Annotated in this window: 21 protein-coding genes; 6 read left to right on the forward strand and 15 right to left on the reverse strand. The window is 73.3% G+C overall.

The features are described 5' to 3' along the window. Nucleotides 1-50 precede the first annotated feature (50 nt). Complete coding sequence (locus tag CRYAR_RS26985) at nt 51-476, forward strand: nitroreductase/quinone reductase family protein (RefSeq protein ID WP_051571001.1); 426 nt, start codon at nt 51-53, stop codon at nt 474-476. 1,149 nt (nt 477-1,625) lie between these two features. Here CRYAR_RS26985 and ptsP read toward each other — a convergent pair. Genes ptsP through CRYAR_RS27010 form a run of 5 tightly spaced genes read right to left on the reverse strand, consistent with a single transcriptional unit; the run spans nt 1,626 to nt 7,352 of the window. After that, nucleotides 1,626-4,247: a phosphoenolpyruvate--protein phosphotransferase gene (gene ptsP / locus CRYAR_RS26990; protein WP_051571002.1), complete on the reverse strand. Its 2,622-nt coding sequence runs from the start codon at nt 4,245-4,247 to the stop codon at nt 1,626-1,628. Beyond that, complete coding sequence (gene dhaL, locus CRYAR_RS26995) at nt 4,240-4,821, reverse strand: dihydroxyacetone kinase subunit DhaL (protein ID WP_035856153.1); 582 nt, start codon at nt 4,819-4,821, stop codon at nt 4,240-4,242. The genes ptsP and dhaL overlap by 8 nt, the downstream gene beginning before the upstream one ends. Continuing rightward, nucleotides 4,818-5,804, reverse strand: a complete 987-nt coding sequence (gene dhaK / locus CRYAR_RS27000; RefSeq protein ID WP_035856155.1) for a dihydroxyacetone kinase subunit DhaK — start codon at nt 5,802-5,804, stop codon at nt 4,818-4,820. The genes dhaL and dhaK overlap by 4 nt, the downstream gene beginning before the upstream one ends. 20 nt (nt 5,805-5,824) lie before the next feature. Beyond that, a complete protein-coding gene (locus CRYAR_RS27005) occupies nt 5,825-6,850 on the reverse strand; it encodes an NAD(P)/FAD-dependent oxidoreductase (protein WP_035856159.1) in 1,026 nt (341 codons plus the stop codon). A gap of 10 nt (nt 6,851-6,860) precedes the next feature. Next, nucleotides 6,861-7,352, reverse strand: a complete 492-nt coding sequence (locus tag CRYAR_RS27010) for a phosphoribosyltransferase (RefSeq protein ID WP_245620510.1) — start codon at nt 7,350-7,352, stop codon at nt 6,861-6,863. Between the two features lie 75 nt (nt 7,353-7,427). On the opposite strand from CRYAR_RS27010, the gene CRYAR_RS27015 reads away from it, so the two are divergent. Next, the gene (locus tag CRYAR_RS27015) at nt 7,428-8,327 is read left to right on the forward strand and encodes a S1C family serine protease (RefSeq protein WP_051571003.1); all 900 of its coding nucleotides are present in this window, start codon (nt 7,428-7,430) and stop codon (nt 8,325-8,327) included. Here the strand turns inward: CRYAR_RS27015 and CRYAR_RS27020 are convergent. The 5 genes from CRYAR_RS27020 to CRYAR_RS27040 form a co-directional block, all read right to left on the reverse strand. After that, the gene (locus CRYAR_RS27020; RefSeq protein ID WP_084701987.1) at nt 8,320-9,078 is read right to left on the reverse strand and encodes a DUF427 domain-containing protein; all 759 of its coding nucleotides are present in this window, start codon (nt 9,076-9,078) and stop codon (nt 8,320-8,322) included. The genes CRYAR_RS27015 and CRYAR_RS27020 overlap by 8 nt on opposite strands. An 18-nt stretch (nt 9,079-9,096) precedes the next feature. Next, nucleotides 9,097-10,242 carry a hypothetical protein gene (locus CRYAR_RS27025; RefSeq protein ID WP_157018087.1) on the reverse strand — a complete coding sequence of 382 codons (1,146 nt, stop codon included), beginning with the start codon at nt 10,240-10,242 and terminating at the stop codon, nt 9,097-9,099. Next, nucleotides 10,235-10,756 carry a SigE family RNA polymerase sigma factor gene (locus CRYAR_RS27030; RefSeq protein WP_035856174.1) on the reverse strand — a complete coding sequence of 174 codons (522 nt, stop codon included), beginning with the start codon at nt 10,754-10,756 and terminating at the stop codon, nt 10,235-10,237. The genes CRYAR_RS27025 and CRYAR_RS27030 overlap by 8 nt, the downstream gene beginning before the upstream one ends. A gap of 58 nt (nt 10,757-10,814) precedes the next feature. Then, the gene (locus CRYAR_RS27035) at nt 10,815-11,837 is read right to left on the reverse strand and encodes a S1C family serine protease (protein ID WP_051571004.1); all 1,023 of its coding nucleotides are present in this window, start codon (nt 11,835-11,837) and stop codon (nt 10,815-10,817) included. An 86-nt stretch (nt 11,838-11,923) separates the two neighbouring features. Then, a complete protein-coding gene (locus CRYAR_RS27040) occupies nt 11,924-12,307 on the reverse strand; it encodes a hypothetical protein (protein ID WP_035856178.1) in 384 nt (127 codons plus the stop codon). A gap of 135 nt (nt 12,308-12,442) precedes the next feature. On the opposite strand from CRYAR_RS27040, the gene CRYAR_RS27045 reads away from it, so the two are divergent. After that, complete coding sequence (locus tag CRYAR_RS27045; RefSeq protein ID WP_035856180.1) at nt 12,443-13,114, forward strand: NUDIX domain-containing protein; 672 nt, start codon at nt 12,443-12,445, stop codon at nt 13,112-13,114. Here CRYAR_RS27045 and CRYAR_RS27050 read toward each other — a convergent pair. After that, nucleotides 13,111-13,518: an HNH endonuclease gene (locus CRYAR_RS27050; protein ID WP_035856185.1), complete on the reverse strand. Its 408-nt coding sequence runs from the start codon at nt 13,516-13,518 to the stop codon at nt 13,111-13,113. The two genes, CRYAR_RS27045 and CRYAR_RS27050, sit on opposite strands and share 4 nt — an antisense overlap. A gap of 144 nt (nt 13,519-13,662) precedes the next feature. Between CRYAR_RS27050 and CRYAR_RS27055 the strand changes: the two genes are divergently transcribed. The 3 genes from CRYAR_RS27055 to CRYAR_RS27065 are packed head-to-tail and all read left to right on the forward strand — an operon-like array spanning nt 13,663 to nt 17,508. Beyond that, complete coding sequence (locus CRYAR_RS27055; protein ID WP_035856188.1) at nt 13,663-13,980, forward strand: bifunctional 3-phenylpropionate/cinnamic acid dioxygenase ferredoxin subunit; 318 nt, start codon at nt 13,663-13,665, stop codon at nt 13,978-13,980. A gap of 19 nt (nt 13,981-13,999) precedes the next feature. Further along, nucleotides 14,000-16,393 (forward strand): GcvT family protein, encoded by a 2,394-nt coding sequence (locus tag CRYAR_RS27060; protein WP_035856191.1) that lies wholly within the window; start codon nt 14,000-14,002, stop codon nt 16,391-16,393. Beyond that, nucleotides 16,393-17,508, forward strand: coding sequence for an aromatic ring-hydroxylating oxygenase subunit alpha (locus tag CRYAR_RS27065; protein WP_035866586.1), 1,116 nt, complete (start codon nt 16,393-16,395; stop codon nt 17,506-17,508). The genes CRYAR_RS27060 and CRYAR_RS27065 overlap by 1 nt, the downstream gene beginning before the upstream one ends. A gap of 65 nt (nt 17,509-17,573) precedes the next feature. Here the strand turns inward: CRYAR_RS27065 and CRYAR_RS27070 are convergent, their stop codons facing one another. From CRYAR_RS27070 to CRYAR_RS27085, 4 genes are all read right to left on the reverse strand, one after another. After that, nucleotides 17,574-19,718, reverse strand: coding sequence for an MMPL family transporter (locus CRYAR_RS27070; protein WP_051571005.1), 2,145 nt, complete (start codon nt 19,716-19,718; stop codon nt 17,574-17,576). 107 nt (nt 19,719-19,825) lie between these two features. Then, complete coding sequence (locus tag CRYAR_RS27075) at nt 19,826-20,095, reverse strand: hypothetical protein (protein WP_035856194.1); 270 nt, start codon at nt 20,093-20,095, stop codon at nt 19,826-19,828. Nucleotides 20,096-20,097: 2 nt separating this feature from the next. After that, nucleotides 20,098-20,424, reverse strand: coding sequence for an ArsR/SmtB family transcription factor (locus CRYAR_RS27080; RefSeq protein WP_035856197.1), 327 nt, complete (start codon nt 20,422-20,424; stop codon nt 20,098-20,100). A 52-nt stretch (nt 20,425-20,476) separates the two neighbouring features. Continuing rightward, nucleotides 20,477-22,051 (reverse strand): glycoside hydrolase family 13 protein, encoded by a 1,575-nt coding sequence (locus CRYAR_RS27085; protein WP_035856201.1) that lies wholly within the window; start codon nt 22,049-22,051, stop codon nt 20,477-20,479. Nucleotide 22,052: the final 1 nt, after the last annotated feature.

A 22,052-nucleotide genomic window follows, 5' to 3' on the forward strand; every position in this document is an offset into this window, starting at 1 on the left:
ATTCTCGGCGGCGACCCCGTCGCGGCGGATGTGTTTGCGAGAGTGAGTGAATGACGATGCCCAGTGATGTCGGTGCCTACAACCGGCAGCTCATCGCCCAGTTCCGGGAGAGCAACGGCGCCGCGCTGGGCAACCGCCCGTTGCTGCTGCTCACGACGGTGGGGGCGCGCTCCGGGAACGAGCACACCGCGCCGATGATGTACGTGCCGGACGGCGACCGGCTGCTGGTGGTGGCGTCGAACGCCGGCGCGCCGCGGGATCCGGACTGGTATATCAATCTGGTTGCTAGTTCGGCGGTGCGGGTGGAGGTGGGCGCGGAGTCGTATGCGGCTTCGGCGCGGGTGTTGACGGGTGACGAGCGCGAGGCGACGTTCACGCGGATCGCGGCGCAGTACCCGTTCTTCCACAAGCACCAGGCGAAGACGTCGAGGGTGATCCCAGTGGTGGCGCTGGAGAGGGCGACGGAGCCGGGTTAGAGCTCGACGCAGCGAGGTCGGCGCACGGACACGCGGCGCTGGCCGGGGCTGCTCAGCGCGGGGAGCATGGCGGTCGACGGAGGGGCGTTGGGCCCGTCGCGGCCGGGATCTCGCGGCTGGGATCTCGCGGCTGGGCACGGAGGTGCTCGGCGCCGGCCGCTTGCCGCGACGGTATTTGGCGACTGCGACGCTCGACACTGAAGCGCCTAGCGCTGGAGCGCCTAGCGCAAGGCCGCTGGGCGCACCGACGCTGGACGCATGGGTACTCGGCGGAGAGCATTCGGCGCGATCAGGGCTGGGCACTTGCAGCTAGGCACTGGGGGCTCGGCACGGCGCGATTGCTGCTGGGGCGCTTGTCGGCTGGGCGCTCGGCGCGGGACCGCTGGGTGGCTGGGCGCTCGGCGCATAAACGCTGGGCGCATGGGACTCGGCGGAGGCTCACTCGGCGGGCTCAGGACTGGGGCGCTGAGGGCTGGGGGCGCTCAGGACTGGACGGACTGGGGGCCTCGGCGTGGAGCGCGAGGCACTTGTCGCTAAGGCGGTTATCGGCCGGGGCGATCGGCGCGGGAACACTTGGCGATGGAGCGCTCGGCACTGGTGGGCCGAGCATTGGAGCGCCTAGCGCAAGGGCGCGAGGCACTCGGCACTAGGTCGATCGCGGCTGGCGCACTCGGGCGCTCGGCGCACAGACGCTGGGCGCATGGGCACTCGGCGGAGCCCCATTCAACAGCGGCACATTCAGCGCGCTCAGAACTGGGCGCTCAGAACTGGGCGCTCAGAACTGGGCGCTCAGAGGGATCGGCGCCGGAGGGCTCGGCGCAGGGCGCTCACGGTAAGCATTGGAGGGCTCGGTGCGGAGCGCTTGCCGCTTAGGCGGTTAGCGGATGGGGTGCCCGGCACGAGGACGGGTAGCGATGGAGCACCGCGCACCTAACCGCTAGTGCGCGAGGCTCTCGGCACTGGGCCTATCGCCGCTCAGGTCCTCAGCGCATCCGGGCACGCGGCACTCGGGCACGCGGTGCACCCGGCGCACTCGGGCACTCCGCACCCAACCACCTGGCGCACCCAACCACCTGGCGCACCCAACCACCCGAGAACCGCGCACCCGAGCCCGCTCCCTCGACACACAGCGCATTGGCACCTTAAGTCTCACGCTCGGGTGGAGGGTGAGAAGTACCCACCGGCTTCCGTAGCGGTCGATGCCTTGAGTGCGGCAGCAGCAGCCTGGGCGGCGTCGGCGGCGTCGGTTTCCCTCACGGCCTGTTTCACCATGGGTACCAGCGCCGGGGCGACGCTGAGTTCGCGCACCCCGAGCCCGATCAGCACCGCGGCGGCGCCGGGTTCGGAGGCGAACTCGCCGCACACGCTGACCCGTGTGTGCGTGCCGGCCGCCCGGCCGACGGCGTCGATCAGCCGCAGTACACCGGGGTCCCAGGGGTTTCCCAGCGCCGCCACCCCTTCGTCCCCGCGCGCCGCGGCGAGCGTGTACTGGGTGAGGTCGTTCGTGCCGATGCTGAACTCGTCGACGAGCGGCGCCAGCGCGGCCGCCTTGAGCGCCGCGGACGGGACCTCCACCATCGCGGCCACCTCGAGCCCCGGGGGCGCGCCACGCCGCTCCGTCCGGACCGCGTCGTCCAGTGCCGTTCGCGCGGCGGCGAGCTCGTCGACGGTGCTGACCATCGGGAACATGACGGTCACCGGCGTCTCGTGCGCGACCCGCACGATCGCCGTGAGCTGCGCCGCGAACAGATCGGGGCGCAGCAGCGAGAACCGGAGCCCGCGCACCCCGAGGAACGGATTCTCGGAGGCGGGCACCGGGGCGTAGGGCAGCGGCTTGTCGCCCCCCACGTCCAGCGTCCGCAGCGTGAGGCGACGCCCTCCGAGCGCGCCGGCGAGCGCGCGGTAGGTCTCGGTCTGCTCGTCCACGTCGGGGGGCGTGCTCCGGCCGAGGAACAGGAACTCGGTGCGCACCAGCCCCGCGAGATCCGCGCCCGCCGCCGCGGCCGCGGTGGCGTCGTCGAGCCCGGCCAGGTTCGCGCCCACCTGGATCCGGACCCCGTCGGTGGTGTGCGCGGACCGGTGCGCACCGGCGTCCGCCACCCGCCGACGCCGAGCCGCCTCATCCCGAGCCGCGACGAACCGTTCGACGACGTCCGGGGCCGGGTCGACCACCAGCTCACCGGTACTCCCGTCGAACGCGATCGGAGTGCCGTCCGCGAGGTCGAGCACGGACTCCCCGGCCGCGACGACCGCCGGGACGCCGCGGGCACGCAGAAGTAGCACGCTGTGCGCGGTGGGACTGCCGTGAGCAAGCACGACCCCGGCCGCCTCGATCCTCACCGCGTCCACGGGGGTGAGCCCGTCCCCCACGAACACCGCCGCTGCGCCCTCGTCCCCGCCCGCGCTCGAACCGCCGGCTACCTCCCCAGTTCCCTCGATGGCCCGATTCGGTGCGGGCGGGGTCGCCAGGGCGGTCAGGACCTGCACGCGCAGGGCGGCCAGATCTTCGGCTCGGGCGCGGAGGTAGGCGTCGGGGAGCGCGCGCCACTCGGCCTCGGCGGCGCTGATCGCCTCGGACCAGGCGGCTCCGGCGTCCGCGCCGGACGTGATGCGGGTGGCGGCGGCGGAACGGAGCGCCGGGTCGTCCAGCAGGAGCAGGTGCGCGTCGAAGATCGCCGCCTCGGTGGCGCCGACCTCGGCGGCGGCGCGGTCGCGGACGGCGGTCACCTCGGTGGTCACCGCGGTAAGGGCGTGTTCGAGTCGCTGCTGCTCGGTCGCGGCGTCCACCGGCCCGGTACGCGGCGCGGGCACCACGGCGCGGGTACCGGACCTCCGCACGACCCCCACCACCACCCCCGGCGACGCCGCCAACGCCCCGCTCCCCGCCGTGGCCGTCCCGCCCGCCACCGCCGCTGCTCCCGCCTGGGGAACGACGGCCCCGGACGACACCTCTCCCGCCGGGGGGACCGCGACGGGAGACGTCGTGCCGTCGGACACCGGTGTGAAGGCGGCGAAGATCTCGGCGGCGGCGGTCAGGATCCGGGTCAGGGCGGCGGGCTCGCCGGGTGGGACCCGGACCTCGACCTCGTGGCCGGCGAGGGCGCCCAGGGTGGCCACGCGGGAGAGGCTCTCGGCGGGGACCGGGCCCGCTCCGGTCGTGCGGTTGCGGAGCTCGACCGGCACGCCGACCTGGCGGACCACTCCCACCAACGCGGCCGCCGGACGGGCATGCAGACCTTGCGGATCCGTCACCACGAACACCCCGGCCAGCGGCTCGCCTGCCCCCAGGCCGGACGCGGACGGCTCGGACGCCGGCGACGGGGCCAGGTGATCGGACTTGGGGATCAGGCCGGACGCCGCCTCGGCCGCCACCGACGCGCGGTCCGCGCCGCCCGCCGCGGCCACCACGGCCCCGACCAGACCCTCCACCAGCGGCGCCGGGCTCAGCACCACCCCGTCCCGAACCTCGTCGTCGAGCAGCTCGAGAGCCATCTCGGCCGACAACAACGCCGAACCCAGATCCATCAGCACGACCACGCCCGCCGCGCCGCTGATTTCGGTGATCGAGTCGGCGATCGCTACCGCGTCGGTGCCGAAGGTCTCCTCGTCGAGACCGGCCGCGATGCCGATCCGCACCGGAGCGCCCTGGGCCATCTCCCCCGCGAGCCGCACGGCCGCCTCGGCCAGCGCCCGGCTGTGCGACACCACCACGATGCCGACGGTCTGCCCGCCGCCGTCCCCCGCCGCGACCCCGACCGCCGAATCACGCATCGGCTACCAGCGTGGACGCGGCCGCCGCCACCAGCAACGTCGCCGACGCCGCTCCCGGATCCAGATGCCCGGCGCTGCGCTCCCCCAGATAACTGGCCCGGCCCTTCCGCGCCACCAGCGGGATCGTCGCGTCGCGGCCGGTCTCGGCGGCGGCGCGCACCTCGCCCCAGTCCTTGCCGGCCTCCAGCGCCTCCACGGCCGGCACCAGCGCGTCGAGCATCGTCTTCTCGCCGGTGGTGGACTTGCCCCGGGCCGCGACACCGTCCACACCGGCCCGGAACGCAGCCGGTACACCGCCCGGGAGGGCTCCGGCGGCGCGCAGGAAGAACGTGCCGTAGAGCGGCCCGCTGGCCCCGCCGACGGTGCTCACCAGCACCATGCCGACCTTCTTCAGCAGCGCGGCGTCGTCGTCGAACGAGGTGGCGTCGAGCGCCGCCACCACCGCGGTGAGCCCGCGCGCGAGGTTGGAACCGTGGTCGGCGTCGCCGATCGCGGAGTCCAGCTCGGTCAGCCGCGGCGCCTCCTCGATCGCCAGCCGCGCGAACTCGCGGACCCAGGCCTCGACGCCGCTCATGCGCCCCACCGCAGCCCGGGGGTGTCCACCGGTGCGTCCCACAGGCGGAGCAGCTCGTCGTCGAGGGCGAGCAGGGTGACCGACGCCCCGGCCATGTCGAGGCTGGTGATGTACGGCCCCACCAGCGACCGCACGACCGGCACCCCGTGCTTGCCGAGCAGCGCCGCGACCTCGCCGTAGAGCAGGTACTGCTCGATCAGCGGCGTCGCGCCGAGCCCGTTGACGAACGCGAGCACCCCCTGCTCGGGCTGGATCTCGGCCAGCACCGGCTCGACGAGCATCGCGGCGGCGTCCTTCGCCGACGCGAGCGGGACGCGCTTCCGGCCCGGTTCGCCGTGGATGCCGATGCCGAGCTCCATCTGGTCCTCGGGCAGGTCGAACGTGGGCTTGCCGGCGGCAGGCACGGTGCCCGACGTCAGCGCCAGGCCCATGCTGCGCCCGCGGTCGTTGACGCGCTGCGCGATCGCCGCCACCTCGGCGAGGCTGCGCCGTTCCTCGGCGGCGGCACCCGCGATCTTCTCCAGCAGCACGGTGACGCCGACCCCGCGCCGCCCGGCGGTGTAGAGGCTGTCCTCCACGGCGACGTCGTCGTTGGTGATCACGGTCGCGATCTCCGTGCCCTCGGCGAGTTCGGCGGCCATCTCGAAGTTCATCACGTCGCCGGTGTAGTTCTTCACGATGTGCAGCACCCCGGCGCCCCCGTCGGCGCGCTGCGTGGCGGCGAGGATCTGATCGGGCACCGGGGAGGTGAAGACCTCGCCGGCGGCCGCGGCGTCGAGCATGCCGAGCCCGACAAAACCGCCGTGCAGCGGCTCGTGGCCGGAGCCGCCGCCGGAGACGAGACCGACCTTGCCCGGTACCGGCCCGTCGGCGCGGTAGACGACCCGGTGCTCGAGGTCGACCCCGAGCTTCGGGTGCGCGGCCGCGAGACCGGCGAGGGCCTCCACCACGACGTCGGCCGGAGCGTTGATGAGTTTTTTCATGCCGGGCTCCTCTGCTCGTACTACGGAAGATCCTCCGGTAAACCGCGGGACGCCACCGCGGCCGCGAGATCCGCCCCCAGCGCCGGCGCGAACTTGAACAGGTTCTCACCCCACACCGACAGAACCGGGCCGGACCGAGCGACGTGGATCCCGTCGCCGAGCCCACGGGTGGGGGCGCAGTAGACCTCGTCGACCGGCTCCGGCGCGACGACGTCGGACAGGAACTCACGCACGTACGCCGTCACGGCGGACAGCGCCCGGCGACGCGCCTCCGCGACCGGCAACGACCAGGCGGTGTCCTCGGCCGGTAAGTGGGCTCCCAGAGCCCAGAGCCCCGCACCGGCGAGGTGCCCGTAGGTCGTGAACCCGTCCCGCCAGGAAGCGCTCCGCTCGATCCAGCACCGCAGATCAGCGCCGGGCACCAGCGGAAACGTGAACCGGAAGTGATGCTCGGGGTCGGCCACCACCTCGGAGGTCAGCGGCCCCGCCCCCGCCGCGACCAGCACCGAGTCGCACTGCCAGCTCCCTCGGGACGAATGGATCGTCGCGGTGTGCCCGTGCACGGTGACGCGCTCCACGTCGTCGACCACGAGACCGCGGCGTACCGCGGCGGCCAGGAACGCGCCGGTGCGGGCGGCCCGGATCACGCCGCCGGCCGGGTCGACCAGGAAGGGGCCGGGTGTGTCCGGCTGCGCGGGCAGGCCCGGGACGGACGAGAGCGACGGATAGAGTCCACAGCGGACACCGGCGGCGCGCATCGCCGCGTACCGCTCGGCCGCGCCGGCCCCGCTGACCACGGTGGTCTCGGCGCCGATCAGGACCTGCCCGGTCGTGCGCTCCCAGCGGCTCCAGCCCTCCCGTGCCCGGACCGCGTAGCGCACCAGGGCGGGCGTGTCGTGGGCGTAGCGGAAGATGCGGGTGTCGCCGCGCGAGCGGCCGGTCATCGGCGCCGCGCGGTCGAAGACGCGCACGGTGACGGGGTAGCGCCGCAGCGCGTACGCGGTCGACAGACCGACGATGCCGGCCCCGATCACCCCGATCCGCACCCCTACAGGCCTACACCACCGGAGGCAGGGTCGACCAGGGGAAGTTGATCCAGCGGTCGGTGCGCCGCCAGACGTACTCGCACTTCACCAGCGACTGCGGCTTCTCGTAGAGCACCGCGGTCCGTGCCTCGGCGACGTGGGCACCGCAGAACCCGGAGACGACCTCGAGCGTGCGACCGGTGTCGGCGACGTCGTCGACGATGAGGACGCGGGCTCCGGCCAGGTCGACGATCTCGGGTACCGGCGGGAGCATCACCGGCACGGCGAGGCGCTCGTCCACCCCGGTGTAGAACTCGACGTTTATCGTCGCCACGTTCTTGACGTCGAGCGCGTACGCCAGCGCACCGGCCGGCAGCAGCCCGCCGCGGGCGATCGCGAGCACGATCTCGGGCCGGTATCCGTCCTCGGCGATCTGCGTCGCCAGGTCACGGGACGCGGTCCCGAACAGATCCCAGTCCAGGACTTCGCGGTCGATGTCGGGTCCGGCTGCGTCTGCGCTCACGGCGGAATCGTAAACAGACCTGGCCGGCCGCCCCGAACCGAGCAACAGTTGTTGCACTGTAATCAAGGAGGCCCGATGCTCGACGTCTACTCTCAAATCGTCACCCGGGTCGCCCGCACCGTCGGGCCGCAGGTCGCGGCGCTGACCGTCCGCAGCCGGCGCGGTGAGGGCGCCGGGTCCGCGGTGGTCGTCGGCCACGACGGTCTGCTGCTGACGAACGCCCACGTCGTGGCCGGTGCCGACGGGGGAAGGGTCGCGTTCGCCGACGGCTCGGAGACCCGGTTCCGGGTGATCGGCGCCGACCCGCTCTCCGACCTCGCGGTCGCCCGCGCCGACGAGACCCCCGGCGACGCCGCCGAACTGGGCGACGCCGACGCGCTGCAGGTGGGGCAGCTGGTCGTCGCGGTGGGCAACCCGCTCGGGCTCTCCGGCACGGTCACGGCCGGGGTGGTGAGCGCGCTCGGCCGCTCGCTCCCGGCACGCAGCGCCGGCACCACCCGCCTGATCGAGGACGTCATCCAGACCGACGCCGCGCTCAACCCCGGCAACTCCGGCGGAGCGCTCGCCGACGCGGAGGGCCGGGTCGTCGGCATCAACACCGCGGTCGCCGGGGTCGGCGTCGGGCTCGCGGTGCCGATCAACGCGACGACGCGCCGGATCCTTCGCGCGCTGGAGGCCGACGGCCGGGTCCGGCGGGCCTACCTCGGGCTGGTGACCGCCCCGGTGCCGCTACCGGAGAAGCTCGGCGAAGCACGCGGCCTGCGCGTCGTCGAGGTCGTGGCGGGCAGCCCCGCCGCCCGGGCCGGGCTGCGCGCCGGAGACCTCCTGCTCGACGCCGCCCGCGCCCCGGTCCGCGACGCCCAGGGGCTGCAGAAACTGCTGTTCACCGACGCCATCGGCCGGCCGTTACCGCTCACCGTCTTCCGCAACGGCGCGATGGTCGACGTCGTGGCGGTGCCCACCGAACTCAGCTGAAGTGGGTCTCCGGCCGTTCCTGCACGACACCGTCGATCGTCACGTCGACCTTCTCGTCGTAGAACGCGGCCAGCCCCGTCACCTTCTGGCTCTCCGGCAGCGGCGACCGGTAGGTCCAGACGATGTTCCGGTGCTCGGCGCCCGACTCCAGCACGACGTCCCAGTAGGTCGCGGCGCCCTTGTACGGGCAGTGCGTGACCAGCTCCGACGGCCGGAGCAGCTCGAGCCGCACGTCGGTCAGCGGCAGGTAGTAACGCGGCGGCAGCGACGTCTCGAACAGGATCCGCGGCTGACGGGAGTCGGCCACCACGACGCCGTCGACGCTGACCTGAACGTGGCGGCTGCTGCTCAGGATGTCGACGCGCTTGTACGGGTCGCGGGGGTGGACGTAGACCGGCTCGTCCTCCTCCAGCCACTCGTCCATCGACGCCCAGTCGAGCCGGACCAGCGCGCGGAGTTCCGGGAGCGGCGACGACGGGAACGTCACCGCCGCGCTCGGCAGCGTCCGGTCCGGGAGCACGACGTCGTGCACGACACCGTCGCCCCGGCTGGGCGACCGACTCACCTCGCCGGTCGCGACCAGCTCGGCCAGGACGTCGTCGCGCGGCAGGTAGTAGGCCGGGTAGTAGGGAACCTCCCAGACCAGCACCGGGTGGCGCGTATCGGCGACCACCCGCCCCGCGACCAGCGCGCGGACCCGTTTGCGGCCCGGCTCGACCCGGACCCGGCCTCTGGCGTTCTCACTGGACATGGACGCCATTGTCCCCGATCAGGGCAGTTTCCTCAGGTCGAGCACCCGTGCGCTCCGCGCGCCGGACGTGGGCCAGAAGGCGGTGTCGTCGCCGAACTCGAACCCGACCGGCACCGTCGAGGAGCCGTGCAGCCGGCCCAGCTCGACCGTGCGCCGCGCGACCAGGTCGACCAGGTCCAGCCGTCGGCTCCCGTCGGCCTCCCGGTCATTACGGATGAGCACGAGGTACCGGTCGCGGAACGGCACCATCCCGGAGAATCCGGTCTGGTAGCCGGTGAACGACTGCCATTCGGTCCCGTCGAGGCGCACGAGGTCGATCGTCGAGCCGTCCCGCGCCGACAGGCACCAGACCGGCGTGCACGTGTCCGCGGGCGACCGCGCGGTCCGGACCTCACCGGTACGGACGTTGCGCAGCGTCGGCGGTGTCTTTCCCGTGCGGGTCAGCCAGGGCCAGAAGCGGGGATGGTCGGACGCCGTGTCCTGGAACTGGGCCGTCGCGCGGGTGCGCAGGTCGACGGCGCGCACGCCCTGCGGTGTCGGCCCGTAGAAAACCGTGTCGCCGTCGAGTTCGACCGACGTGGTGTGGCCCCGGAAGGTCACGGTCGTGACCAGCGCCGGCGTCAGCGTGCCGACGGGAGCGCTCCAGATCTCCGGCGCCCCGCCCCGGCCGTTCACCAGCCAGACGATCCACCTGCCGTTCGCCCGGACGTTGGAGACGTGGGCCCAGCGCGGCGCCGGCGCCGAGTGCGTGGACACCGGCGTCACCGACGAGCCGCGGAGCAGGACGAGCCGGGTGGCCCTCCGCTGGTCCTCGATGACGGCGACCGCCCGGCCGTCCGGCAGCATCGCCTCGACCCGGTACCCCTCACCGCCGACAGTGCCCGGCAGCGTGCGGATCGCGTCCGGCCAGAGGCCTTCGACGGTGGTCGGGGTGGTCGCGACCGGGGGTGGCGCGTCGCGGGCGACGGCCAGGACGCTCACGACGCCGACGAGCAGCACGAGCACGACCCCGGCGGCGGCCGCCGCGACCAGACCGCTCCGCCGCCGCCGGTAGCCCGCGGTCACGGTCCGGTAGAGGTCGGCCGGCGGCGGCGGTGCCGCGTCGGCGACCCGGTTCAGCGTGTCCACGAGGACGTCGGTCACGTCGCGCCGCGGGTCAGACATGACGCCTCCCGTCGATGGTGAGAACTTCGGGGATCTCGGGGTCGAGTCGCGCGCGGAGGGCGGCCAGCCCGCGCTGGGCCTGGCTGCGGACGGTGCCGCGGCTGATGCGTAACCGGGCGGCGATCGTGTCGTCGCCGAGCCCCTCGTAGTAGCGCAGCACGAGGACGGCCCGCTGGCGCGGCGGCACGTGCGCCAGCGCCGTCCACACCCCGACGTCGTTCTCGACCCGGCTGATGCCGGGGTCGGCGGCCCAGCGCTCCGGTACCGCGTCGGTGAGCCGTTCCCGGCGGCGTTTGCGCCACCAGCTGATGTGGAGCCGGGCCATCGTCGTGCGGACGTACGCCTCCGGGTCGTCGCGGCGTTCGACCCGGTCCCAGGCGCCACGCAGCCGGATCAGCGCTTCCTGCACCAGGTCGGCCGCGTCGTGCGGGTTACCGGCCAGGACGAACCCGTAGCGGGTCAGCGCGTGGGCGCGGCGGGACACGAAATCTTCGAAGCCGTCGGGCTCCGGCATGGACAACCTCCCCGGTCGTCCCCAGGACGCGCCGGGCCCCGGATCTGTTGCACCGGGGTCAGCCGGTGATCCGGCCCACCGTCACCGGCACGGTCACGGCGTCACCGCCTCGCTGCACCACGACCTCGACCCGGTCGCCCGGGTTCACCGCGCGCACCGCCGCGTACACGTCCTCGACGTCGGCCACGTCCTGCGCACCGATCTTCGTGATGACGTCCCCGGTGCGGATGCCCGCCGTCGCCGCCGGCGTTCCCGCGCCCACCCGGACCACGACTGCGCCCTTCTCGGCGTCGACGCCGAGCGCGTTGCGCACCGCGTCGGTGAGCTGGGCCAGCGACACCCCGAGATACGGGTGGACGGCCTTGCCGGTGCGCAGCAGCTGGTCGGCGACGTCCACCACGGTCGCGCTCGGGATCGCGAACCCCAGCGACACCGCTCCGGCCGAGGGCGGGATGTACGCCTCGTTGATGCCGACCAGGCGGCCCTGGCTGTCGAACAACCCGCCACCGGAGTTGCCCGGCGAGATCGCGGCGTCGGTCTGGATCAGGTCGACGAGCGGCCGTCCGCCGGTCTGCTCGGCCGGGATCTGGCGGCCGACGCCGGAGATGATGCCCTGGGTGACCGTGTTCTCGAAGCCGAGCGGGCTGCCGATCGCCAGCGCGACCTCACCGGAGCGGGGCAGATCGTCGCGGATCGCGATCGCCGGCAGGTTGGTGCGTGCGGCCTTGATGACCGCGAGGTCGGCGATCTCGTCGGTGCCGACGACCGTGCCGTTCACGCTCGCGCCGTCGGCGAGCGTCAGCGTGACCGACCGGGCGGTGCCGACGACGTGCTGGTTGGTGACGACGGTGTCCTTGCGGTAGACGACCCCGCTGCCCTGCGACCGCCCGGCGGTGACCGTGACCACGCTCGGTTCGACGATCTCGACGACGTCCGGGATCGAGGTGCCCGCCGCGGCCGACGGGCTGCGCGTGGCGTCGGCCGCGGGCTCGGCCTCCGTCCCGAGCGCGCTGCACCCCCCGAGCAGCACCACCGCGGCGACCGCCGCCGTCACCCGCACGTACCCGCTCCGTCGGCCCATGACGTGCGCTCCTCGCGTCGGACTAGTGAGCGGCCAGTCATCGGGCGCTCACCCAACGCTATCTCCACTACCCCGCCGGCCGGGTCTCACGCGCCGCGGCGGACGCGGTGCCAGACCGAAGCGGCGGCGACCGCGACCCGGGCGATCAGCACGTCGGCACGCGTCGCCGGCCGCCCGTGCGCCACCGCCGACGCCACGACCGGCACGGGCTCGGTCACGCGCGGCGGCTCGACCTGCCGCAGGGCCGGGTCGGGGGCGGCCGCCGCGAGCGCCCGCGCCACCGCGAGCGCTCGCGGATCGGGCCCGGTGGTCTCGGCGTCGTCGGCCAGACCGTCGAACAGGTCGGCGAGGCCGGTGCGGAGCTCCCGGTCGAGGCCGGGCGACTGCCGGAACCGGGACGACGCGGCCCGCAGCTCCGCGACCCCGGTGTCGTACTCCGTGCGCAGCGCGGCCCAGTCGACGTCCGTCATCTCGCCCTCCGTTCGGCGTGGTCGATCGCTTCCCTCTCCAAGTAACCACGGACCGGGGCACTCATGCGGCGTCCACAGTGGCTGAACCGGACACCCCTGCCGAGACGCGTCACAACCGTGCGTAATGATGGGGAGATGACGTCGAACGACAAGGGCACTCCAGGAGTGGACGTTCCGGATGGCCGTGGCCGCACCGGGCTGCACCTGACCGGCCGTGACCTGCGCGGCAACCCGCGGGTCGAGGTGCTCGACGTCGAGCTGCTCGCGTCCAGCTGGTACGTGCTGCGCAGGAACACGTTCACGTACCGCCACCGCGACGGGCGGGTGACGACCGAGTCACGCGAGACCTACGACCGCGGGAACGGCGCCACGATCCTGCTCTACGATCTCGCCCGGCGCACCGTGCTGCTCACCCGCCAGTTCCGCTTCCCGGCCTACGTCAACGACCACCCGGACGGGATGCTGCTGGAGGCCGCGGCGGGGCTGCTGGACGGCGACGACCCGGAGACCGCGATCCGGCGCGAGGCCGCCGAGGAGACCGGGCACACGGTCGGCGCGGTCGAGCACGTGTTCGACGCGTACATGAGCCCGGGGTCGATCACCGAGCGGCTCAGCTTCTACGCGGCGCCCTACAGCGCCCAGAGCCGGACGTCGGAGGGCGGCGGGGTCGCCGGCGAGGGTGAGGACATCGAGGTCGTCGAGCTCGACTTCGACAAGGCGCTGGCGCTGATCGAGCAGGGTGACATCGCCGACGCCAAGACCATCATGTTGCTGCAGTGGGCGGCGCTGCGCGGCCCGTTCCGCTAGAGCCCGTCCGGCGAGCGAGATCCGCGGGACCGGACCTGGAGCCGCCGCAGCTGGGACGCGATCTGGGTGCGGGCCCGGCGCTGGCCGCCCCGCTCCGCGATCGCGGACGCCAGCTCACGCAGCGTCCGGGCGAGGCGGGCGCGGTCCACCGGCCACCCGAGCCGCTCGCACTCGTCGGCCCAGTCGGCGGCGCCGCGGTGCCCGCGCGCCCGGTTGCACCGCCCGCACGCCGCGACCTCGTTCTCCAGCCAGGACGGGCCGCCCTTGACCCGCGGCACCAGGTGATCGGTCGTCGGGCGCACCAGGCGCCCGAACTCCCGGCCGCACCAGACGCACGCCGCCCCGTCGCGGGCCATGCGCTCGGCCAGCCGGTCGGCCCGCGCCGGTTCCCCTGAAGTACTCATCAGGTCGATTCAACGCTCATCGACCGCACCCGCATCCCGACCTCTTGACACCGGGGCGCGCCGGATCCGACCCTGTTGCGGAGGGCGCACCGCGTTCTGCATGACGCACACCCTTCTGTCTGACGCACACCTCGAGGGGTTCGCATGATTCCCGTCTGCCCCCTGGACGACCTTCCCCCCGGCGAGAGCCACCGGCTCGACCTCACTCCCCCGATCAGCGTGTTCCGCACCGACGACGGTGAGCTCTACGCGCTCGACGACACCTGCACCCACCAGGACGCCTCGCTGGCCGACGGCTGGATCGAGGAGTGCGCGGTGGAGTGCCCGCTGCACGCGTCCCGCTTCGACCTGCGCACCGGGAAGCCGGACGGCCTGCCCGCGAAGGTCGCAGTCCGCACCCACCCGGTCGTGGTCGTCGACGGCGTCATCCACGTCGTCCCGTCCGGCGAATTCCCGCACTGAGCGCGACGGAGGCCCAGGCATGACGAAAGTGATAATCGTCGGCGCCGGCATCGTCGGCAGTGCGATCGCCGACGAGCTGACCCAGCGCGGCTGGACCGACGTGCTCGTCCTCGACCAGGGCCCCCTCTACGCCACCGGCGGGTCGAGTTCGCACGCGCCCGGCCTGGTCTTCCAGACCAACCCGAGCAAGACGATGACGAACTTCGCCCAGTACACGGTGGAGAAGCTGCGCGGCTTCGGCGAGCGGGCGTTCCGGCCGGTCGGCGGCCTCGAGGTGGCCACGACCCCGGAGCGGCTGACCGAGCTGCACCGCCGCGCCGGTCTCGCCACGTCCTGGGGCCTGCCCGGCGAGGTGCTCGACCCCGAGCGGGCCGCCGCACTGCACCCGCTGCTGAGCCCGGAGAAGATCCTCGGCGGTTTCCACACGCCCACCGACGGCCTGGTCGGCGCCGTCGACGCGGTCACGTTCCAGGCCGAGCGCGCGATCGCACGCGGGGCGCGGTTCCTCGGCGGCCACCGCGTCACCGCCGTCCGCACGGCCCCGGACGGCCGGGTCGCCGGCGTCGACACCGATCGGGGCAGCTTCGACGCCGACGTCGTGATCGGCGCGGCCGGCTTCTGGGGCCCACGGTTCGGCGCGCTCGTCGACCTGACGATCCCGCTGCTCCCGCTGGCCCACCAGTACGTGCGGACCGGCCCGGTCGCCGCGCTGCCCGGTGACGGCCGCGCGCCGATCCTGCGCCACCAGGACGCCGACCTCTACTTCCGCGAGCACGGCGACCGCGTCGGCATCGGTTCCTACGCGCACCGGCCGATGCCGGTCGAGCACATCCGCCGCCACGACGAGTCGGCCGTGATGCCGAGCGTCGAGGAGTTCACACCCGCGGACTTCGACCCGAGCTGGGACGACGCGGTCGCGCTGCTGCCCGCGCTGGCCGAGACGAAGGTCGACGAGGGCATCAACGGCATCTTCTCGTTCACCGCCGACGGGTTCCCGCTGATCGGTGAGCACCGCGAACTGCCCGGGCTCTGGATCGCCGAGGCGGTCTGGGTGACGCACTCGGCCGGGGTCGCGAAGGCGGTCGCCGAGTGGATCGTCGACGGGCAGCCGAGCGTCGACGTCCACGAGTGCGACCTCTACCGGTTCGACCCGGTCCAGCTCACCGATTCCTACGTCCGCACCCGCGCCGCGCGCAACTTCGTCGAGGTCTACGACATCCTGCACCCGCTCGACCCGCCGGCCGAACCGCGCCCGCTGCGGGTCAGCCCGTTCCACCCGCGCCAGCGGGAGCTCGGGGCGGTGTTCACCGAGGGTGCGGCCTGGGAGCGTCCGCTGTGGTTCCGCGCGAACGACGACCTGCCCGAGGCCCAGGGCATCCCGGACCGCGACGCCTGGTCGGCGAAACACTGGTCGAGGACCGCCGGCGCCGAGGCCCTGGTCACCCGCGAGCGGGTCGCGATGTACGACATGACCCCGCTGAGCCGGCTCGAGGTCGCCGGGCCCGGCGCGCTGGGCTTCCTCCAGCGGATGACGACGAACAACCTCGACAAGGCCCCCGGCGCGGTGACGTACACGCTGCTGCTGGACGAGGCCGGCGGGGTGCGCAGCGACCTGACCGTGGCGCGGCTGGCCCCCGACCGTTTCCAGGTCGGCGTCAACGGCCCGCTCGACCTCGACCGGTTCCTGCGCTACGCCCCCGCCGACGTGGCCGTCCGCGACATCACCGGCGCCACCTGCTGCATCGGTCTCTGGGGCCCGCGGGCGCGTGACGTGCTCCAGCCGCTCACCGGCACCGACGTCGGCCACCGCGCGTTCGGGTACTTCAAGGCCCGGTCCCTGGACGTCGGGGACGTGCCGGTCGTCGCACTGCGCCTGTCGTACGTCGGCGAGCTGGGCTGGGAGCTGTACACGTCCGCCGAGCTGGGCCTGCGCCTGTGGGACACGCTGTGGGACGCCGGCCGGCGGCACGGCGTGATCGCGGCCGGGCGCAGCGCGTTCAACAGCCTGCGGCTGGAGAAGGGCTACCGGCTCGCCGGTACCGACATGACCACCGAGCACGACCCGTACGCGGCCGGTCTCGCGTTCGCGGTGCGCGACGACAAGGACTTCATCGGACGCGACGCGCTGCGCGACCGGGGCGAACCCGACCGGCGCCTGACCGTGCTCACGCTCGACGACCCGACCGCCGTGGTGCTGGGCAAGGAGCCCGTGCATCACGAGGGAGCGCCCGCGGGCTACGTCACCAGCGCGGCCTACGGCTACACGATCGGCCGGTGCGTCGCGTACGCGTGGCTGCCGGCGTCGCTGCGCCCCGGGGACGCCGTGAGCATCGGCTACCTGGGCACGATGCTCGCCGCCACCGTCGGCACCGAGCCGCTGTTCGACCCTGCGATGGAACGGATCCGGTGCTGATGACCGCCCTCGAAAGCCCGAGCCTGCTCCGCACCCTGCCCGGACCGCACTACACCGACCCCGCGTTGTTCGCGCGGGAGCAGGAGCGCATCTTCGAGACGATGTGGTTCTGCGCGGTCCGCGCCGACGACCTGCCCGGCCCGGGCTCGTTCCGCACCGTGCGGATCGGCCGGGAGAGCGTCGTCCTCGCCCGCGGCCGGGACCGGGCGATCCGCGGTTTCCTCAACGTCTGCCGCCACCGGGGCGCGCAGCTCTGCGCCGCCGAGGAGGGCTCGGTCGGGCGCGCGTTCCGGTGCACGTACCACGCCTGGACCTACGACCTGACCGGCGCGCTGATCGCCGCGCCCAACCTGGCGAGCATGCCCGACCTCGACAAGAAGGCCCACGGGCTGGTCACCGTGCACACCCGGGAGTGGCTCGGCTACGTCTGGGTGTGCCTGGCCGACGAGCCGCCGGACTTCGCGCACGACGTCGAGGGCGCGGTCGTCGAACGCCTCGGCGACCTGGAGAGCATCGACGCCTACGACATCGCGTCGCTCAAGGTCGGGCGCCGGATCACCTACGACGTGGCGGCGAACTGGAAGCTCATCGTCGAGAACTTCATGGAGTGCTACCACTGCGCGACGATCCACCCGGAGCTCACCGAGGTGCTGCCGGAGTTCGCGAACGGCTACGCCGCGCAGTACTACGTCGGGCACGGCGCGGAGTTCGGCGCGGACGTCGAGGGCTTCACCGTCGACGGGTCGGCCGGCCACGACCGCATCCCGGGCGTCTCGGCCGACCAGGACCGCCGCTACTACGCGATCACGATCCGTCCCCAGGTGTTCGTCAACCTGGTGCCCGACCACGTGATCCTGCACCGGATGGTGCCGCTGGCCGCCGACCGCACGATCGTCGAGTGCGACTGGCTGTACCTGCCGGGCGTCGTCGAGTCCGGTGCGGACGTCTCGGCGTCGGTGGAGCTGTTCCACCGCGTCAACCAGCAGGATTTCGAGGCGTGCGAACGCACGCAGCCGGCGATGAGCTCGCGGGTCTACGCGAACGGCGGCGTGCTGGTGCCGAGCGAGCACCACATCGCCCAGTTCCACGACTGGGTGCGGCAGCGGCTGGCCTGACCGACGGGCAGAGACGGGCTCCCCCGTGGCGCCCGTCTCCGCATGTGTCACCGGTTGAGCCACTCCTATCCATCCGCATTCGCGACGGATGCGACACCGTCATGTCGGGTACCGGACGCTCGATCGGCCCCCGTCCGGTGGTCCCGCGGCCGGCCCCCGTCGGTGTACAGGCCGAGCAGCGACAACGACGCCGGCAGCAGCACGCCACGCACCACTGTGGCGTCCAGGAGGATCGCGACGGCCGCGCCGACCCCGAGCATCCGGTACTCGATCGCGCTGAGCGTCACGAAGATCGAGAACGCCGCGGTCATGATCACCGCGGCGCTCGTCACCACCCCCGCGCTGGCCGCGATCCCGCCGACGATCGAGCGCCGCTCGCGGATCCGGCTCACGATGAACAGGTGGTAGTCCATGCTCAGCCCGAACAGCAGCACGAACAGGAACAGCGGTAACCAGCTCACGACCCCGCCGTAGCCGGTCGCGTACTGGAACACCCAGGTGAGGACGCCGAGCGCGGCGCCGATCGAGAGCAGGTTCAGCACGATCGACGCGACCGCCAGCCGCACCGAGCCGAACACGGCCAGCAGCAGCACGAACGCGATCACGAGCACGAACGCGATCACGATCGGCGCCCGGCGGGTGAGCTGGGCGGTGAAGTCGGCGGCGAACGCGGTGCGCCCGGCGACGGCGACGCGGTACCCGTCCAGCGCCGCGGGCAGCGTGTCCTCGCGCAGCTCACGCAGGGCCCGGTTCGCGGCATCGTCGGTTCCGCCGAGCGGCACCCGGGCGAGCACCGCGTCGCCGTAGGGGATCACCGTGACCCGGTCGAGGCCGCCCAGCGCCGCGCGCACCCGTTCGACGTCCGGCCGGGTGCCGGAGTCCGACCAGATCACGACGCGAGCGGGTGCGGCCGCGCCCGGGAACGCGGTGTCCATGCGGGTCGCGGCATCGATCGCCGGGACGCTGCGCGGCAGGCTGTCGGTGACCGCGGCGTCCTGCAGGTGCAGCCCGGCGGCCGGGACGGCCAGCAGCACCAGGAGCACCGCGGCACCGCCGCCCCAGGCCAGCGGCCGACGGGTGACCGCGGTGGCCAGCCGGCCCCAGGCCACGGACTCCCGGCCGGACGCCCGGCGTCGCCCGAGGAACGGCAGTCGTCCCCACTCGACGCGCGGGCCGAGCGCGGCGAGCACCGCCGGGAGCACGGTGAGCGCACCGAGCACCGCGATCACGACGACGAGCACGATGCCGACCGCGGCGCCGCGGAATACGTCGATGCCGACCCAGAGCAGCCCGGCCAGGCACACCGCGACGACCAGGCCGGACACCAGGATGACGTGGCCCGACGTGCGGCCGGCGATGCGCACGGCGGCCGCGGTGTCCCGCCCCGCGGCCCGTTCCTCGCGGACGCGGCGCAGCGAGAACAGCGTGTAGTCGACGCCGATCGCGACGCCGATGAGCAGCACCATCGTCGTCGCCGCGCTGTTGATCGCGAGCCAGTGGTCGACGAGTTGGAGCAACCCGAAGGTGGCGACGAGCACGGTGGCGGTGAGCAGCACCGGGATGCTCGCGGCGACCAGCGCGCCGAAGACGACGAGCAGGATCAGCACGGTCAGCGGCAGCGAGATCCGCTCGGAACGGCGCACGTCGGTCCCGATCGCCTGCTCGACGGCCGCGGAGAGGCTCCGGTCGCCGGCCGCGACGATCCGGGTGCCGGGATAGCGGTCCGCGACCCGCTCGACGGTGGCGGTGACCGCGTCGAACCGCTCCGGTGCCCCGTCGATCGGGCCGGCGAGCTGGTACGTGACGAGCGCCGACCGGCCGTCCGCGCTCAGCCGCGTCGCGTCGGTGGTGACGGTGGGACCGGCCGCAGCGCCGGGCGGGGCCCAGATGCCCGCGACGTCGGTGTCGCCGAGCGCCGCGACCAGGGCGGCGACACCGGTGCGGACCGCGGCGGGGTCGGCCGACTGGACGAGCACGGACTCCTGGATGCCCTGGACGCCGGGCTGGGCGTCGAGCACCTCCTGGGCCCGCCCGGACTCGCCCGGATCGACGCTCCGGGCGCCGCCGCCGGGGATCAGCCCGCTGACCACCACGGCGAGGGCGACGAAGACCAGCCAGCCGGAGATCGTGAGCGTCCGGTGGCCGGCCGACCAGACGGCCAGCCGCTCGACCACGGGCACGCCGGAGAACGATTTGCGCAGACCAGGCATGACCTGGTGTCCTTTCGACGGGAGACAGCGTTCGTGAGAACTCGCCGCGAGGCGAGGAGTGCTTCTTCCAGCCGGGCCACCGAGTTGCCGCTCGGTGGCCCGACCCTTTACTCGACTTCGGTCAGCACCCGTTCGAGCTGGGTCATCCGGGTGCGCAGGTCGGTCAGCTGACCGGAGAGATCGGCCAGCTGACGGTTGGATTCCTCCTGCGCGCGCAGGACCTGAGCGGTGAGCTCCCGGTACTCGGCCTCCCGGGTGAGCGCCGCCTTCGCGCGCCAGGTGCCGAACAGCTGCCAGATCAGCACGGTGACGACCACCGTGAGGAACGTGGTGATCCCGAACGCCCCCACGGCCTCCGCGAGTTCATGTCCATCCATGGTCAAGACTCCTTCGAGTCGGGAGTGAGCGTGGGCACGGCCGACGCGATCGCGTCCGGGGTGAGGTGGAACGCGAACTCGGTGACCTCGTAGAACCGCAGCGCCTTGCCGTCCTCGGACAGCTCGAGCTGCGAGGTGACCAGGCCCGCGGCCTGGAGTTTGCGGAGGTGCACCTGGAGCAACGGCCGGCTGATGCCCAGTTCCCGGGCCAGCCGGCTGACGTACGTGCGCTCCGCGCGCAACGCCGCCACGACCCGGAGCCGGTGCGGGTTGGCCAGCGTCGACAGGACCGCGACCAGCTCGTCTCCGGTAGGTGGCGAACCGTACATGCCAACAGAAGTTAGCAGGTGCCAACCCTGACGCGCATCAGGGTTCGACCCCCTAGCGCGTCAACCAGGCCGCGGCGTCCGGAGGCAACCGGTCGCCGGTCAGGTCCGCGCTGGTCAGGAGCACGGTCGCCGGCGAGGGCAGAGGCACGGGGGCGGCGGAGAGGTTCACGACGCCGAGGAAGCCGGGCCCCCGTTCGAACGCGATCACGTCGGGGCCGAAGTCGTCGCGAAAGCGGAACGGGGCGGTACGCAGCGCGGGCAGCGCCCGGCGCGTGCGCAGCGCCTCCCGGTAGAACTCCAGCATCGACGACGGGTCCCCGGTCTGCGCCGCGGCGGTCAGCGACGCCCACGACGCCGGCTGCGGCAGCCAGGTGCCGGGCCCGGGCCCGAACCCGAACGGGGGCGCGTCACCGGACCAGGGCAGCGGCACCCGGCACCCGTCGCGGCCGCGGTCGGTGCGGCCCGAACGGGCCCAGGTCGGGTCGCGCAGCGCGTTCTCGGGCAGGTCCTCCACCTCGGGCAGGCCGAGCTCCTCGCCCTGGTAGAGGTAGACGCTGCCGGGCAGGGAGAGCGTGAGCAGCAGCGCGGCACGCACCCGCCGGGCGCCCAGCGCCAGGTCGGCCGGCCGGCCGAGCAGGTCGGCGAGCTGGCGGGTCGGGGCGCCCTGGTCGGCCCGGGCGTAGCGGGACAGGTGCCGGGCGACGTCGTGGTTGGACAGCACCCAGGTGGGCGCCGCGCCGACGGCCAGGTGCTCCGCGAGCGTCCGGACGATCGTGCGCCGCAGGTCGGCGGCGCGCCAGGGCGCCGTCAGGTAGAGGAAGTTGAACGCGGTGTGCAGCTCGTCCGGGCGCAGGTAGCGCGAGAGCCGCTCCGGCTCGTCCACCCAGGCCTCGGCGACGAAGATCCGCGGCGGGTCGTAGGCGTCGGCGACCCGGCGCCACTCGCGGTAGACCTCGTGCACCTCGTCGCGGTCCCAGTGGGGGTGCGGGTCGGTGCGTGCGGTGCCCAGGTCGGGCAGGCCGGCCTGCTTGATCAGCGAGTGCGCGACGTCGATGCGGAACCCGTCGACCCCGCGGTCGAACCAGAACTTCAGCGTCCCGACGAAGTACGCGCGCACGTCGGGGTGGTCCCAGTTCAGGTCGGGCTGCGCGGGGTCGAACAGGTGCAGGTACCACTCGCCGTCGGGCGCCCGGGTCCAGGCCGGACCGCCGAAGACGCTCTGCCAGTCGTTGGGCGGCCCGTCCCCCCGGCCGCGGCGGAACAGGTAGCGGTCCCGGGTGGCTCCCCCGGCCAGCGCTCCGAGGAACCACGGGTGCTCGCTCGAGGTGTGGTTGGGCACGATGTCCAGCAGCACCCGCAACCCGTACGCGTGCGCCTCGGCGATCAGGCTCTCCGCGTCGTCGAGCGTCCCGAACCGCGGGTCGACGTCCCGGTAGTCGCTGACGTCGTACCCGCCGTCGGCCATCGGCGACGGGTACCACGGATTGATCCAGATCGCGTCGACGCCGAGCTCGGCGAGATAGGAGAGCCGGCTGCGCAGCCCGGCAAGGTCACCGAGCCCGTCGCCGTTCCCGTCGGCGAAGCTGCGGATGTAGACCTGGTAGATCACGGCATCGCGCCACCACATC

Origin of the sequence: Cryptosporangium arvum DSM 44712 (assembly GCF_000585375.1) — a bacterium.
Classification (GTDB): domain Bacteria; phylum Actinomycetota; class Actinomycetes; order Mycobacteriales; family Cryptosporangiaceae; genus Cryptosporangium; species Cryptosporangium arvum.

Bases quoted from the DNA above. Each gene is read 5' to 3' on its own strand.
- CRYAR_RS26985 (WP_051571001.1), top strand. From the start codon at position 51: ATGACGATGCCCAGTGATGTCGGTGCCTACAACCGGCAGCTCATCGCC.
- ptsP (WP_051571002.1), bottom strand. From the start codon at position 4,247: ATGCGTGATTCGGCGGTCGGGGTCGCGGCGGGGGACGGCGGCGGGCAG.
- dhaL (WP_035856153.1), bottom strand. From the start codon at position 4,821: ATGAGCGGCGTCGAGGCCTGGGTCCGCGAGTTCGCGCGGCTGGCGATC.
- dhaK (WP_035856155.1), bottom strand. From the start codon at position 5,804: ATGAAAAAACTCATCAACGCTCCGGCCGACGTCGTGGTGGAGGCCCTC.
- CRYAR_RS27015 (WP_051571003.1), top strand. From the start codon at position 7,428: ATGCTCGACGTCTACTCTCAAATCGTCACCCGGGTCGCCCGCACCGTC.
- CRYAR_RS27020 (WP_084701987.1), bottom strand. From the start codon at position 9,078: ATGTCCAGTGAGAACGCCAGAGGCCGGGTCCGGGTCGAGCCGGGCCGC.
- CRYAR_RS27025 (WP_157018087.1), bottom strand. From the start codon at position 10,242: ATGTCTGACCCGCGGCGCGACGTGACCGACGTCCTCGTGGACACGCTG.
- CRYAR_RS27030 (WP_035856174.1), bottom strand. From the start codon at position 10,756: ATGCCGGAGCCCGACGGCTTCGAAGATTTCGTGTCCCGCCGCGCCCAC.
- CRYAR_RS27035 (WP_051571004.1), bottom strand. From the start codon at position 11,837: ATGGGCCGACGGAGCGGGTACGTGCGGGTGACGGCGGCGGTCGCCGCG.
- CRYAR_RS27040 (WP_035856178.1), bottom strand. From the start codon at position 12,307: ATGACGGACGTCGACTGGGCCGCGCTGCGCACGGAGTACGACACCGGG.
- CRYAR_RS27045 (WP_035856180.1), top strand. From the start codon at position 12,443: ATGACGTCGAACGACAAGGGCACTCCAGGAGTGGACGTTCCGGATGGC.
- CRYAR_RS27050 (WP_035856185.1), bottom strand. From the start codon at position 13,518: ATGAGTACTTCAGGGGAACCGGCGCGGGCCGACCGGCTGGCCGAGCGC.
- CRYAR_RS27055 (WP_035856188.1), top strand. From the start codon at position 13,663: ATGATTCCCGTCTGCCCCCTGGACGACCTTCCCCCCGGCGAGAGCCAC.
- CRYAR_RS27060 (WP_035856191.1), top strand. From the start codon at position 14,000: ATGACGAAAGTGATAATCGTCGGCGCCGGCATCGTCGGCAGTGCGATC.
- CRYAR_RS27065 (WP_035866586.1), top strand. From the start codon at position 16,393: ATGACCGCCCTCGAAAGCCCGAGCCTGCTCCGCACCCTGCCCGGACCG.
- CRYAR_RS27070 (WP_051571005.1), bottom strand. From the start codon at position 19,718: ATGCCTGGTCTGCGCAAATCGTTCTCCGGCGTGCCCGTGGTCGAGCGG.
- CRYAR_RS27075 (WP_035856194.1), bottom strand. From the start codon at position 20,095: ATGGATGGACATGAACTCGCGGAGGCCGTGGGGGCGTTCGGGATCACC.
- CRYAR_RS27080 (WP_035856197.1), bottom strand. From the start codon at position 20,424: ATGTACGGTTCGCCACCTACCGGAGACGAGCTGGTCGCGGTCCTGTCG.
- CRYAR_RS27085 (WP_035856201.1), bottom strand. From the start codon at position 22,051: ATGTGGTGGCGCGATGCCGTGATCTACCAGGTCTACATCCGCAGCTTC.